The sequence below is a fragment of the Hahella sp. NS-SX17 genome (assembly GCF_057367735.1).
Genome location: NZ_CM170632.1, coordinates 1,629,550 through 1,642,005 on the forward strand (window position 1 = coordinate 1,629,550; position 12,456 = coordinate 1,642,005).

The 12,456-nt window shown below is 52.6% G+C and carries 14 protein-coding genes; 8 read left to right on the top strand and 6 right to left on the bottom strand.

What is annotated here, in order from left to right; genetic code table 11:
• The first annotated feature begins 107 nt into the window (after positions 1-107).
• Positions 108-1,097: a LysR family transcriptional regulator gene (locus AC2IBB_RS07345; RefSeq protein WP_486332240.1), complete on the top strand. Its 990-nt coding sequence runs from the start codon at positions 108-110 to the stop codon at positions 1,095-1,097.
• Here the strand turns inward: AC2IBB_RS07345 and AC2IBB_RS07350 are convergent.
• The gene (locus AC2IBB_RS07350; protein ID WP_486332241.1) at positions 1,057-1,914 is read right to left on the bottom strand and encodes a LysR substrate-binding domain-containing protein; all 858 of its coding nucleotides are present in this window, start codon (positions 1,912-1,914) and stop codon (positions 1,057-1,059) included. The two genes, AC2IBB_RS07345 and AC2IBB_RS07350, sit on opposite strands and share 41 nt — an antisense overlap.
• Before the next feature lie 106 nt (positions 1,915-2,020).
• Here AC2IBB_RS07350 and AC2IBB_RS07355 point away from each other — a divergent pair, with 106 nt between their 5' ends.
• Positions 2,021-2,224 (top strand): RSP_7527 family protein, encoded by a 204-nt coding sequence (locus AC2IBB_RS07355; protein WP_148212490.1) that lies wholly within the window; start codon positions 2,021-2,023, stop codon positions 2,222-2,224.
• Here AC2IBB_RS07355 and AC2IBB_RS07360 read toward each other — a convergent pair.
• On the bottom strand, positions 2,189-2,680 hold the full coding sequence (locus AC2IBB_RS07360; protein ID WP_486332242.1) for a hypothetical protein: 492 nt from the start codon (positions 2,678-2,680) through the stop codon (positions 2,189-2,191). The two genes, AC2IBB_RS07355 and AC2IBB_RS07360, sit on opposite strands and share 36 nt — an antisense overlap.
• A gap of 165 nt (positions 2,681-2,845) precedes the next feature.
• Between AC2IBB_RS07360 and AC2IBB_RS07365 the strand changes: the two genes are divergently transcribed.
• Together AC2IBB_RS07365 and AC2IBB_RS07370 are read left to right on the top strand one after the other, a co-directional pair.
• Positions 2,846-3,136, top strand: a complete 291-nt coding sequence (locus tag AC2IBB_RS07365; RefSeq protein ID WP_486332243.1) for a hypothetical protein — start codon at positions 2,846-2,848, stop codon at positions 3,134-3,136.
• Positions 3,137-3,162: 26 nt separating this feature from the next.
• Positions 3,163-4,110: a sialidase family protein gene (locus tag AC2IBB_RS07370; RefSeq protein WP_486332244.1), complete on the top strand. Its 948-nt coding sequence runs from the start codon at positions 3,163-3,165 to the stop codon at positions 4,108-4,110.
• Between the two features lie 38 nt (positions 4,111-4,148).
• Here AC2IBB_RS07370 and AC2IBB_RS07375 read toward each other — a convergent pair whose 3' ends face one another.
• Together AC2IBB_RS07375 and AC2IBB_RS07380 are read right to left on the bottom strand one after the other, a co-directional pair.
• Entirely contained in the window at positions 4,149-5,159 is a 1,011-nt protein-coding gene (locus AC2IBB_RS07375) for a CobW family GTP-binding protein (RefSeq protein WP_486332245.1), read from the bottom strand.
• 110 nt (positions 5,160-5,269) lie between these two features.
• Positions 5,270-6,256 carry an AraC family transcriptional regulator gene (locus AC2IBB_RS07380; protein ID WP_486332246.1) on the bottom strand — a complete coding sequence of 329 codons (987 nt, stop codon included), beginning with the start codon at positions 6,254-6,256 and terminating at the stop codon, positions 5,270-5,272.
• 287 nt (positions 6,257-6,543) lie between these two features.
• On the opposite strand from AC2IBB_RS07380, the gene AC2IBB_RS07385 reads away from it, so the two are divergent.
• Together AC2IBB_RS07385 and AC2IBB_RS07390 are read left to right on the top strand one after the other, a co-directional pair.
• On the top strand, positions 6,544-8,493 hold the full coding sequence (locus AC2IBB_RS07385; protein WP_486332247.1) for a TonB-dependent receptor domain-containing protein: 1,950 nt from the start codon (positions 6,544-6,546) through the stop codon (positions 8,491-8,493).
• Positions 8,494-8,620: 127 nt separating this feature from the next.
• Positions 8,621-8,908 (top strand): DUF2218 domain-containing protein, encoded by a 288-nt coding sequence (locus tag AC2IBB_RS07390; protein WP_486332248.1) that lies wholly within the window; start codon positions 8,621-8,623, stop codon positions 8,906-8,908.
• A gap of 322 nt (positions 8,909-9,230) precedes the next feature.
• Here the strand turns inward: AC2IBB_RS07390 and trxA are convergent, their stop codons facing one another.
• Together trxA and AC2IBB_RS07400 are read right to left on the bottom strand one after the other, a co-directional pair.
• Positions 9,231-9,557 (bottom strand): thioredoxin, encoded by a 327-nt coding sequence (gene trxA, locus AC2IBB_RS07395; RefSeq protein WP_486332249.1) that lies wholly within the window; start codon positions 9,555-9,557, stop codon positions 9,231-9,233.
• 132 nt (positions 9,558-9,689) lie between these two features.
• Positions 9,690-11,333: a methyl-accepting chemotaxis protein gene (locus AC2IBB_RS07400; RefSeq protein ID WP_486332250.1), complete on the bottom strand. Its 1,644-nt coding sequence runs from the start codon at positions 11,331-11,333 to the stop codon at positions 9,690-9,692.
• A gap of 273 nt (positions 11,334-11,606) precedes the next feature.
• Between AC2IBB_RS07400 and AC2IBB_RS07405 the strand changes: the two genes are divergently transcribed.
• A complete protein-coding gene (locus tag AC2IBB_RS07405) occupies positions 11,607-11,945 on the top strand; it encodes a GFA family protein (RefSeq protein WP_486332251.1) in 339 nt (112 codons plus the stop codon).
• An 11-nt stretch (positions 11,946-11,956) separates the two neighbouring features.
• A complete protein-coding gene (locus tag AC2IBB_RS07410; protein WP_486332252.1) occupies positions 11,957-12,376 on the top strand; it encodes a hypothetical protein in 420 nt (139 codons plus the stop codon).
• Positions 12,377-12,456 lie beyond the last annotated feature (80 nt).

The following is a 12,456-nucleotide window of genomic DNA, read 5'->3' on the forward strand; positions in this document are numbered from 1 at the left end:
AGATGGGCTCACTATATTTGTTGAGATAAAAGGGATAAACATGGCTGAAGGGAAAATTCTGTTGCTAAAATAAGAACAATTAAGCGAGACATAGTTGGAGGGAGCGCATGAGTCGTTTTGAGGAAATGCAGATCTTCGCCAAAGTGGTGGAGACTGGCAGCATCACCCGCGCAGCGCAGGTTCTGGACGTCGCCAAGTCAGCAGTGAGTCGCCGTCTGGCGGAACTGGAGTCTCGTCTGGGCGTGCAGTTGCTGGTGCGAACGACCCGCAAGTTGACCCTGACCGAAACCGGGCGCAGTTATTACGAGCGTTGTTTGCGCCTGCTGGAGGATCTGGCTGAACTGGAAGAAGCGGTAACCAGCGAACACAAGTCCCTCAGCGGCAAGTTGAAGATCGCCGCGCCGTTCACGTTCGGGATGATGCATTTGGGCTGCGTTTTCAATGACTTCATGCAAATGCACCCGAACCTGAATTTCGACATCAATTTTAATGACCGTCAGGTCGACATCGTGCAGGAAGGGTATGACCTGGCGATTCGTATCGGACGCCTGGTGGATTCCACTTTGATCGCCCGCCCGATCTGCAAAATACACACGGTGATCTGCGCCAGTCCCGCCTATCTGGAGACGTTCGGCGAACCCAAAACCCCGGAAGAATTAACGCAGCATCGAGTGATTCATTACTCCAATCTGCCCAACAGCATCTGGCGCTTCTGGAACAGCAAGGGCGAATGCATCGAGGTGAATGTGAATCCCTGGCTGCAGGCGAACGCTGGCGACTATTTACGGCAGGCGGCGATCAACGGCTATGGGATCGTGACGCAGCCTAACTTCATTTTGTACAAGGAAATCGCCAGCGGCGCCCTGAAGCCCATACTGACGGAATACCAACTGGTGGAATCGAACGCGTATCTGATTTATCCCCATACCCGCCACCTTTCTCACCGGGTGCGCACTTTTGTGGATTACGTTCTGGAGCGTTTCAAAGGCACGCCTTATTGGGATCAACCCCTGAATGAGTTCTGCGAAAACGCGGGCTGTCCGTCGCCCTCCGACTTCAAGCCGCGACCGGAGGACGGGGCGCCAGCCATGAAATAAAGAACTCGGCCAGCCTTGAGCTGCCGCGGGTTTGCGCCACGACAAAAATTTCCGGCAGCTCGGGGAGTCCTTCCTCTGGTCCCACCACCCGGGTTCCCGGTTGCAATGCGTGCTGGGTGCGGGCGCTGACCGCCAGATTGCCTCGCACCGCCGACATCAACGCGTTGAGGTTGTTGGTGGTGTATGCTTCCTGCCACACAATGCCGGCGGCCTTGAGCGCCTTTTCACTGATTGAGCGGAACTGGCAGGGCGTGGTGAAGTTGGCCATGCGCAAAGGGACGCTGGGATCGAACTGATACTTGTCCGACGCCACCCACACCATCTTCGCTTTGCTGAGGACTAACTCGTCCGCGGAAGGGTCCTGAGTCAGGCGAATAATGCAGTCAAACTCTTCCTGCTCGAACGCGTTATGCAAATGCATGCTGGATGCGGAGCGCACGTTAAGTTTTATCAGCGGATACTGCATGGCGAACTTGGACAGCTCATTGGTCAGGTCTCCGTCCACTAAAGAGCGGGAAATGCCGATGGTCAGCTCGCCTTCAAACTGCACGCCCTGAATGGCTTTCAATGCTTCGTTCTGCAGATCCAGAATTTTGCGGGCGTAGATCAGCATGGTTTCGCCTTCTGGCGTCAGCTCTTTGCGCCTGCCCACGGTCTTGAATAAGGCGACGCCCAGGCGTTCTTCCAGGCGGCTAAGCTGCATGCTGACGGTGGATTGGGTTTTGAACAGGCGTTCGCTGGCGCGCAGCACGCCCCCGCTGTCCACGACGGTGACGAAGGTTTGCAGTAATTCCGTGGAAATATCAGGTAGTTTCATATATCAAATATCTTGAACTATATGATCATGAAATATTGATTTTTATGAATCATAGAACGAACTAAGATGAAATAAAAGTTCAGTACAGATCCAAGAGGGTATGAGTATGAAAGCTCTGACTATGGCGCAAGTGTTTCTGATGACGGAAGCCGCTCGGGAAGATCCCGCGAAGAAAGCCCGTACAGTGGACTATCGAATTGAAGAGGACGGAAGCATCGATTATCGCTACTACATCAATCGGGCCCATGAGATGAGAGCCGAATATGCGCGCTCTTTAGTGAGTAAGTTGTGGAGGAGATTGCGTGGTTGAGCTGAGTTTCCAGTCTACGGGAACATCTTCCATCGCCATTCTGCCGTCTTTGTCGTTGGAATAGCGGATTTTCACTGCGCCGCCTTCCACGACAAAGCGCATCGGCCATTTAACGGTATTTCCTTCCTGAGCGTACTCCACAGGCGAAGAAGCCAGCGCCTTCTGTAAAGGTTGTCCGCAGGCGTCAAAAGTTGCAGGGGGACTAAAGAGGGAAATCGTTTCTATTCTGTCCGGCCAGCCGCTTACATGTAGATATAGTTCATAGACGTTATTGTCGACTTGTTGGGTTTCCAGCAATTCGTAGATATTGCCGAACAGACACTCCTGCGAAGCCGCATTGCCGCGTGTGTTGGCTTTGAAATACAAAGCAAGCCCCATCGCGGGCAAGATCACCGCCAGCGCAGCAATTAGTTTTGAATAGTTCGAAATCCCCATGCCTTCATTATGCGCCTTCACCGACTAGCGCTCGTATGTTAGCAGAAACAATTAGGATGGGGCGTCCCCTCCGCATTAAACTGGGTTAACCTTTGGCGCAGTAATGAACATGAGCCGTTACCCGTGCGGCTGTTCGTATAATGTCGTACTGTTGACACACCGTTTGTAGAGGTCTGATCCGGCGTTATGGATTTACTGAGAGTGTTGTTGTCGCTGGCGTTATTCGTCGGCGCGGTGATAGGCGTCATCAGCCAGTTCACCCATGGCTTTAATGGCTGGATATTGGCTGCTTCCATTGTGGGATTTATCCTCGCTCATTATGTCTGGCCAAGTAAAAAGCACCGCCGTGATAGTGATTGGCTGGACGCTTTGAGCTGGCTGGAGTTCATCATCGACATCGGCTTCGAACTGGTCATGCTGCCATTCCGCCTTATCCGCGCGCTGTTTCGTGATGGGGATGCCGGCGTCGATTTGTAGAAACGCTTTGGAGGAGACGTCCGACCATGCGGGAGGCTTTTGTTTTCGATATAAACGACGCCAGACAATTTCACGCGGCATGTATTCATGAGGTGAAGGGCGGCTTGCTGCTGGCTTGCTTTGCCGGTCCCAGAGAAGGGGCGCAGAAAACAGGAATCTGGGGGGCTGAGTATATTGGTGGATGCTGGCGCAATCAGCGCCTCCTGGTAGACTCCCGTCAGCCAAGCGGTCGCCGTTATCCATTATGGAATCCTGTTTTCTTTAGAACCGGCAATGGCCGCTTGCTGTTGTACTATCAAGTGGGGCCGAGTCCCTCCCGTTGGTGGGGAGCCTATATCGAATCTCTGGACGAGGGCGCTACCTGGTCACAGCCGAGATTGCTTGATAGCGATAGAGTCGGGCCGGTGCGTGGGCGTCCAGTCGTGTTGCCTTCTGGGACGATGCTCATCCCGACCAGCACTGAAAATGAGGCCTGGCGAATATGGTTTGAGCGTAGTGAAGATGGGGGAGCAACCTGGAGTAAGCAGGGGCCGCGCGTCTCACTGGTGCAAGCGATTCAGCCTGTATTGCTGATTCATGGACAGGCCATTCAGAGCCTTTGCCGTACGACGGCAGGCTTTTTGGGAGAATGTTGGTCGTTTGATGACGGCCGAAGCTGGACTGACTTGCGCCTGACGCAAATACCTGCGCCGGACGCCGCCATTGATGTGGTGCGCGCTAACGATGGTCCGTTTCTCTTGTTTCATAACTCCGGCGTAGCGGGGCGCTCCATGCTCATCATGTCCGCCTCAGCGGATGGAGAGCGATGGCGGCAGGTCCATGTGCTGGAAAACGGCGAGGGTGAATACTCTTATCCGTGCGCCTGCGTGACTCCCTCCGGCGATCTCCATATCGCTTATTCATGGCGGCGTGAGACGATCAAGCACGTCTCTGTTTCCGCGGATGAGCTTTCCAGCCTGATCGGCGTGATTTGATTTCTTTTTATGCAGAACTGACGCCTGCCAGTGGCGGATTACGTCGTTGTTTGGCTGGCCAGAATCGCATTTAAATGTTTTTCCAGGCTCTTTACATCCAGTGGTTGGCCGTCGATTACTTCAATGCGGCTATCCGGCGCTTCGGTGACGGTGTAAACGGTAACGCCTCCATTCTCTGCATTGATGACTGCAGCGCCTTCTGATGTGCGAAACACGCCTTTGCAGCGTTCAACGTCCAGAGAGTAGATCAGGTTCAGCACCTCTTTCATATCAAACAGGTACTTGGGAGAGAAAACCCAGCCGCAACTGAAATAACCGTCGCCGCGATTTTCTTTGCGTACGATATCCTGTTTGGGGGCAAGGTCGATGTCGATAAAGGGCAGCTTGCTTTCCGGCGACGCCGGAATGATGTAGTCGCTGGGAGCGGCGGCGCGCTCCAGCCAGTCTGGTTCTATGCGCCCGTGATTGACCCAGCCAATAGCGTTTGCATGCAAGTCTGGCCTGGCTGTTTCCACCCATGCGTAAAACGCCTGCTTATCCTCTTCAGTGCACAGGTCTGTTTTGTTGGCGATAAGGATGTCGGCGACTTGAATCTGCTTCTTGAAATTCTCGTTTTCGCTATACCGCGAATCGTTGATTTTTCTAGGGTCAAGTAGCGTCAGGGTTGCTTTAATGCAGACGACATCCCGATAGTGTTCGCCGTTAAGCGTGGCGATAATTTCGTCAGGATGTCCCAGGCCTGTTGGCTCGATCAGCAGGCGATCGGGTTTGCGCGCCAGCAGCATGTTTAGTCCGATCTGCATTGGCAGACCATTCACGCAACACATACAGCCGCCGGGAACTTCTTTCACCAGCGCGCCTTTGCTGGTGAGGATGGCTCCGTCTATACCGACTTCGCCGAATTCATTCACCAGTACCGCCCAGGTTTCATTGGCGGGTTTTTGGTCAAGGAGGTGAAGAATAGCGGTGGTTTTTCCGGCTCCCAGAAAGCCGGTAATAATACTGGTGGGGATTCTTTTAGGCACTGCGTTCTGTTCTTTGGTTGGCATTATGCGAGTCCCTATGCGTCGTCGATCCGTGGAAACGCGTGTTATGTTATAACAAGTTTTTCCATTGGACCAGACGCAATAGTCTTGCAGTGACTCTGCTCAGAGACTCCCTACAGTTCCCCGGGAGTGGCGCCAAAAGCGCGTTTAAAGGCCGTGACGAAGTTGGAAGGGTGGCGATAACCTGCTCTATAAGCGGCTTCTCCAATACTCAGCTCTTTTTTCAGCAATGCATCGCGCGCCGTCTCCAGTTTTCGTTGGCGCACATATTCGAAGACCGTGCGTCCGTAGGCGAGCTTGAAGCGGCGTTGTAGCGTACTCACGCTCATACCTACGGCGGCGGCGGTTTCCTCCAAAGAATCGATAGTGTCCAGATGCGCGTCTATGAACTCTCTGGCGGTTGCGATTCGGCGGCTGTCCTGGGATTTCAGAATTTCAGATGCTTCCACACGAGGCTTGTTGACGTGTTTCGGCAGCATCAGCATGCCATCGCTGAGCAGCTCCATGGCGCGACTTTCGATATAAAGGCTCATGAGTAGATGACTAAGAGGAGGGGGATTGAGGATCTGCTCCGCCAGTCCAATCAAGCGAGCGGACGCCGGCCATTTGGCGAACGCCACCTTCTCCCCAAACAGTTCCTCCAGATCAAGAGCCGCGCCGCCATCTTCCAGACTGCGACATTCCAGCCATTCGCGACTGACGGAGATATTCACCTTGGTGAGGCAACGATTGGCGCGCAACCGGCGGTGGAAGGTTTGCTGTTTGGGAATGCATAAGGCGAAACACTCAGGACCTGCGTCTCCGGCTTCAAAGCTGGCGTCGCCCAAAGCGAAATCCAGCCTGCCCCTTAGTATGACCGATAAGGTCAGCTTGGGCGGTAGCTCCATGCTGGTGGACAGCGTCTGCAACTCTTTGAGGTCGCTAAGGTGCACGGAAAGACCGGACGGATAACTGGTCAGCGCGAAGCGTCCTTCCATAATCGCATCGCTATGGTTGGTCTCTGAGTGCTCCACTTGTTGCCGGTAGCCGGCGTCGTTTGCCAGTCTGATCAACTCATCCGCGTTAATGCGGGGGGGGCTCGACTGAGCCGCGTTTGCCATTTGGCGATACCTCATAACATTTCGACGATTTTGCATAAGCATTGAGCCTTAATCGCAGCTCATGTTAACGATAATATAATTGATAATAATTCTCATTAATATATTCCGGCGTCTAATGATCGCATCCGGACGGCTTTTTTGTTGTCTGGGGCGTTATTGCGCGTCGATCCGGCTGGTTCTTAATTAGAGGTATTGAAATGTCCTTTCATGTTGTCCGAAGGTTAGCGCGTTCCGCCCAAGCACCTTTCCCTCCCGCCAGGCTGCCGCTTGCATTGCGATGTGCGTCTTTGGCTGTCGCTCTGGCGCCAGTGGCTGGCGTCGCTCAGGCGGAGGAGAGCACCAATCTGGCGCCGGTCACAGTTTGGGGGACGGAGGTATCCAGCTCGTCCGTGTATCTGGGTGAAGAAGACATTTCCATCAAACAGGCGGACCACCTCAGCGACCTGTTACGGGACCAGCCTGGTGTGGAGGTGGGCGGCACTCACTCCGTCAACCAGCGCATCAACATTCGCGGTCTGGACGATACCGATTTGGACATCCGTATCGACGGGGCCAGCCAAAGCAATTTCATGTACCACCACATGGGCAACCTTCTGATTAACGCAGATATCCTGAAGGCGGTGGATATTCAGGTTGGCGCCAACTCTATCGTTCATGGAGGCCTGGGCGGCGGTGTTAATTTTGAGACCAAGGACGCCAAAGATTTGTTGAAGCCCGGTCGCGACTTCGGCGGTAGACTGTCTTTCTCTCACTTTACCAATGACGCCAATCAGGGCTCTTTAACCGGCTATGGAAAACTGGGCGACAGCTTTGACTTTCTTGCCTATGTGCTGGTGAATGACCGCGACAACCCAAAAGATGGCGGTGGCGTGGAGAACGTTGGTAATGACGGCAAAATCAAAGATCACCTGATCAAACTGGGTTACGACATTGGTGAGTATGACCGTCTGGAGTTTGGTTACGGAGCTTATCGGGACGAAGGCGACTATACCTACCGTCCGGATATGGGGCCTGCGACGAATACAAACATCCCTGGTAGCTCATTACCCTATCCAACGGAATATAACCGTGACACCTACACTCTGAACTACGACATGGATCGCGGCGATCTGCTGAATATGCGCGTGAGCCTGTCTCATAATGTACTGGACTTAAGGCGCGATGAATCCATCGTATCCGGCGGCGTCATTGAAGGAGAGGCGATTAATTCGGGAGTCAACGCGACGGCGCAGACATTGACTGAAGCGTTTGGTTTGGAGCATTTGTTCACTTATGGCTCTGATATTCTGCGTCAACAGGGGATCTCCTACAAGGATGGAGAAAAGTTGACTAAGGAAAAGGCGTTGAATATCGCGCTGTTTGCAGAAGATCGCGTCACATTCGACAGTGGCCTTTCTATAACGCCAGGCGTCAGAGTTGACCGCTATAACCTTGATTCCACCAATGCAGATAAGACTTATACGGAGCTGTCCAGCGCGCTAGCGGTTGAAATGCCCGTAACGGATGCGTTAAGTGTTCGCGTCTCCACGACTCAGACGTTTAAAGGGCCTGAGTTGTCGGAGATCTTCAATAACGCAGGGGGGACTAAAACACCTAATCCAGACATCAGACCAGAAGACGGTCATAACGAAGAGTTTGGCGTTAATTACTTTAAGCCTGACGTATGGGGAGCTAAGTCAATCGCCGCTGGCGTGACTTTGTACCGCACCAAGATTCATGATGTGATTCAGGCGTCAGAGACTGTCGACATGGATGAAAATGTGGGAACCGCCGTTATCGATGGTTATGAAGCCAGCTTTAAGTACTCATTGACCGACCTTTCCTTTATGCTGACCTACGCTTCCATGGACTCGGAAGTGCGTCGTCATGATGGTTCGATTACGCCGCTGGATCGAGAAATTGGAGACACCATAGGCGTTATCGTAACTTACTATGTACCCCGCGCTGATCTGACGTTTGACTGGAACGCTCAATTCGTATCCGAAGAAGACAACGTAGCCGAAGGCTCGGAAAATAAAGAAGGTTATCAAGTGCATAATGTGTCCATGCAATGGCTGCCGAAAGGACAGCTTGATGGTGTGGCGGTGACTTTCGGTATTGAAAACCTGTTTGATGAGCTGTACACCGCTCACGCTTCACGTACTGGTATAAGCAATCACCCTAGATTTGGTGAGCTGTTGTTGAATGACTACGAGCCAGGCCGTAACTACAAATTGACGTTGGCGTATTCGTTCTAATGCCCGCGTAACAAGGACGCTTCTCAGTGACTCCGGCGACGGGGCGCTTTGCGAGGAACTTCGAAAAGCAAGCCCCGGGACCCTCAGCTCTCTGTGTTGATGGTCTTAACTTAAGAAGGAAAACCCGATGCTTAAATCTGTCGCGACAGTACCTACAGGATCTGCAAGCCTGTACCTCAACAAACTTTGCAAACACTTTCGCCATAAAGTGCCGGCGGAATGGGATGAGCATGAAGGACGGGTGCAGTTCAAGCCCGGGACCTGTGTGATGACAGCCGATCAAGCGACGCTGGAAATAGTTTGCGAGGCGGAGAATGAGGAAGCGCTCGGCGTGGTTCAGTATATTCTGGACGATCACCTGGTTCGCTTTGCGCGTAAGGAAGATATCCAGATTAACTGGCGTCGCGTCGATTAAACCATCAAGAGTCGTATTAATATGGCGATGATCTTGCCATATTATTAATCAGGCGGACAAATAGCTTCCTTCTATTTGTATCCGCCACGACGGGGCCTGATGTGTGCAGGACCTGTTGTTGCAGACTAATAGAAGGAAGCTATTTGTCCGCCTGATTAATAGCAGTATTACGCGTTCGTCCTGCGTCTTCCGGGCGGCGCGTTTTTTCGTTTATGGGACGTACTGATCAGCGCTGACTGAGGCGTTCCGCCAGTAAGCGAAGTGAGAAAAAGTAGTGGGTAGTTAAAAAAGGAGCAACGGGGTGTTGCTCCAAGAGGGGGTACTAAATCGCTTGCGCAATAAAGTTCTTCAACTGCGCCATACCTACGGCGCCACTATGATTGGCCACTGCTTTACCGTCTTTGAACACGATCAGCGTGGGGATGCTGCGAATGCCCATGGCGCTGGCGATCGCCTGATTGTCATCAACATTGACTTTGACGACCTGAATATCATCAGCCATTTCTTCCGCCAGCTCATCCAAGACCGGTGCAATCGCCCGGCATGGCCCGCACCACTCCGCCCAAAAGTCCACTAGCACCGGCTTGTCCGAATTGATGACGGCGTCTTTAAATTCCGCATCTGAAATGTGTTTTACGAATGCGCTCATGGTTCACCTCAAATCTGAAACTGTGTAACTGAGGCCATAATGAGGATGAAACTCAAACAGGACTAATTGACCTTTTATATGGCGCTGATTAGTAAAGGTGATGAGGGCTTGAGTTTGGGGCAGGGCGCTTACTTAAGGTTTAAAGTGCGCCGCCAACTCTTTTAGCCTTGCGCCCAACTGATGCAGATTGCGAACGGTTTCCTCCACCTGACGGATGCCGCTGACGTTGCCCTGACTGGCTTCCCGAATGCTTTCTATCGCCTGGGCGATCTGATCCATGCCGCTGATCTGCTGTTGGCTGGTTGCGGCGATTTGAATCGCCATCTGACTGGAGGTGGTGACGTTGTCCATCAACGTTTTGATCGCTTCACCGCTGAATTGGGCCCGTTGCGAGCCAACTTCCACGGCTTTGTGGCCTTGCTCCGCCACGAGAACGGTCTTGTTCATGGCTTTCTGGATATCCGACAGAATGGCGCGTACTTGCTTGGTCGCTATCTTGGACTGTTCGGCCAATGACTTCACTTCCTGGGCGACAACGGAGAATCCTCGACCAATTTCCCCGGCCTTCACTGCTTCGATTGAGGCGTTTACTCCCAACAGGTTTGATTGCTCCGCCAGATCGTTGACAGCAGCGACCACGTCGCCAATGGTCTGGGTCTGGTCGCATAACTGAGTGATGCTCTCACCAATGCCTTCCATCTGCGTGCGGATCTGTTGCATTCCCTGCAATGTGTCGTTGACGGCGGCGTGTCCTTCTTTGGCGACTTTACGGGTTTGCTCGGCGCTCTCAACAACTGTTTTGGCTTTTCTGCCCGCGAGCAATGCTGTTTGCTTGACTTGCTCGATGGTGGCGGCGATTTCACTGATGGCCGTGGCGGTGTCCTGACTGCTGGTCACCGCCTGATTAACGGAGCACATGATTTCTTCATTAGCGGTCGAGAGCACGGAAATAACGTCATGCAATTCTTTTCTCAGCTGGTTGGCTTTCTCGTCGGCTGATTTACGCTCTGATATATCAAAAATGCTCGCCAGCACCAGAGAGCCTTCTTCCGAGGCGATAGGGTTCAAGCCTATCTCAACCGGGAATTCAGTTCCGTCACGTTTGCGCCCATACAGTTCGCGGCCGACGCCCATGCTACGAGCGCTTGGGTAGGCGAAGAAAGAGTTGATAAAGCTGCCGTGTCGATCACGAAAACGTTCTGGAATCAGTATGTCTAAAGGTTTACCGACAATATCGTCTCGAGAGTAGCCGAACATTTCTTCCATTTGCGCGTTCACCAGCGTGACGTCGCCATGTTTGTTGATCACCACGATAGCATTCGGCGCAGACTCGATTACCTGGCGAAAACGTTTTTCCGCACGTTTGCGCTCAGTGATATCAATAATGCTGGCCAGCGCCATTATACGGCCGCCTGAGGGAACTGGCGTCAGGCCAATCTCGATAGGGAACTCCGTGCCGTCTTTACGCATGCCAAACAGATCGCGCCCAGAACCCATCGCGCGTCGCGCGGGATGGGCGAAGAAGCTGTTGCGTTGTCCGGGATGGGCGTTTCGGAAGCGGTGCGGAACCAATATTTCAACGGGCTGCCCAAGTAGCTCCTGGCGGGTGTATCCAAAACCGCATTCAGTCTGCGCATTCACCATTTGAATAATGCCATTCTGATCGATCAGCACGATGGCGTTTGGGGCGTACTCCACGACATTATGCAACGTTTCCCGCTCCGACCTGCCCCGAAACAGGCCAGCCTTGAACTGCTCCCAGAGGGTGTTCTTCATACGCGTATTCCCAGCGATTATTCCTGTCCCCTAAGCAAGGATAGACAAGATTCGCTGCGACCGTCGGCAAACAGGTGATATAGGGTCCGGTTTATGCAACGCCTGCGTGCGGCTAGCTGTCGTTGTAGACAAATAGTGCGACGCTTTAATCTGGCTATGAATTTGAGCTTGTGGGACGGGCGATTTTAACTGAAGCTAATCGCCGAGATCGGAAACTCGCTCAGCCAGTTTTGCAATAATACTTATTGTTATTATTTTTCAAGGAATTAGTAAATGGAAATAACCTGCCATTGCGGCAACATCAAGCTCTCAACGGAACATCCGCCGACTGAGGTTGGAAAGTGCAATTGTTCTATTTGCCGCAGGTATGCTGCTTTATGGGGATACTACTCGCCTGAAGAGGTTGAGGTCGGGTTTGAGAAAGAAAAATCGGTTTTTTATATATGGGGCGACAGGGAGCTGGAGTTCCATCGCTGCAATCTCTGCGGATGCGTCACTCACTATGTCACGACGCCGAAATGTCCGGGGGAAATCTTGGCGATTAATATGAACATGGCGCCTTTGGATGTGCTTGCGACTATTCCTGTTCGTGAAATTGATGGCGCTGATTGATAGATAAACATATGGGTACAGAAGTGAGTATGGATGTAGATAAAGATAAAAAGGTTATTTTTGACGTTATCGAAAGTGAGCATAGCGAGGGACTGGAAATCGTAGGCGTTCACTATGATTTGCGGTATTTGCGGGTTGATCTGGCGTCGCCGACACTGGATGGCCGGATTGCTATGACCTTTGAGCGGCCTGTGGGATTCAGAGTGCTCGATGAGGGAGACCTGCTGGAGTTCTGGGGAAGTCTCACTTCGAAGCAGGGATGGGCGTTCAGGGTTCACACTGGCGGCTGGTTGGAGCAGGAATCGCAACGGCCGGGATTTGCGTCGCAGCATCATGAAGGATTGCAGGAGTACCTGATCATTGGCGAAAACGACTGCATCAGTGTTCTGTCGCATTCTTATCCGACAATTGTCTTTCCCGACGTCGCCTAGCGGCGTCGACCTCCCTGTGCTGACGCGCGTTATTGGGAAGACGATTTTTCTTTATCAAAAGCAACTGGGCTCGGAATATA

What these genes read in the sequence shown, in the direction of transcription:
- AC2IBB_RS07345 (WP_486332240.1), top strand. Translation starts at nt 108, where the DNA reads ATGAGTCGTTTTGAGGAAATGCAGATCTTCGCCAAAGTGGTGGAGACT.
- AC2IBB_RS07350 (WP_486332241.1), bottom strand. Translation starts at nt 1,914, where the DNA reads ATGAAACTACCTGATATTTCCACGGAATTACTGCAAACCTTCGTCACC.
- AC2IBB_RS07355 (WP_148212490.1), top strand. Translation starts at nt 2,021, where the DNA reads ATGAAAGCTCTGACTATGGCGCAAGTGTTTCTGATGACGGAAGCCGCT.
- AC2IBB_RS07365 (WP_486332243.1), top strand. Translation starts at nt 2,846, where the DNA reads ATGGATTTACTGAGAGTGTTGTTGTCGCTGGCGTTATTCGTCGGCGCG.
- AC2IBB_RS07370 (WP_486332244.1), top strand. Translation starts at nt 3,163, where the DNA reads ATGCGGGAGGCTTTTGTTTTCGATATAAACGACGCCAGACAATTTCAC.
- AC2IBB_RS07375 (WP_486332245.1), bottom strand. Translation starts at nt 5,159, where the DNA reads ATGCCAACCAAAGAACAGAACGCAGTGCCTAAAAGAATCCCCACCAGT.
- AC2IBB_RS07380 (WP_486332246.1), bottom strand. Translation starts at nt 6,256, where the DNA reads ATGGCAAACGCGGCTCAGTCGAGCCCCCCCCGCATTAACGCGGATGAG.
- AC2IBB_RS07390 (WP_486332248.1), top strand. Translation starts at nt 8,621, where the DNA reads ATGCTTAAATCTGTCGCGACAGTACCTACAGGATCTGCAAGCCTGTAC.
- trxA (WP_486332249.1), bottom strand. Translation starts at nt 9,557, where the DNA reads ATGAGCGCATTCGTAAAACACATTTCAGATGCGGAATTTAAAGACGCC.
- AC2IBB_RS07400 (WP_486332250.1), bottom strand. Translation starts at nt 11,333, where the DNA reads ATGAAGAACACCCTCTGGGAGCAGTTCAAGGCTGGCCTGTTTCGGGGC.
- AC2IBB_RS07405 (WP_486332251.1), top strand. Translation starts at nt 11,607, where the DNA reads ATGGAAATAACCTGCCATTGCGGCAACATCAAGCTCTCAACGGAACAT.
- AC2IBB_RS07410 (WP_486332252.1), top strand. Translation starts at nt 11,957, where the DNA reads ATGGGTACAGAAGTGAGTATGGATGTAGATAAAGATAAAAAGGTTATT.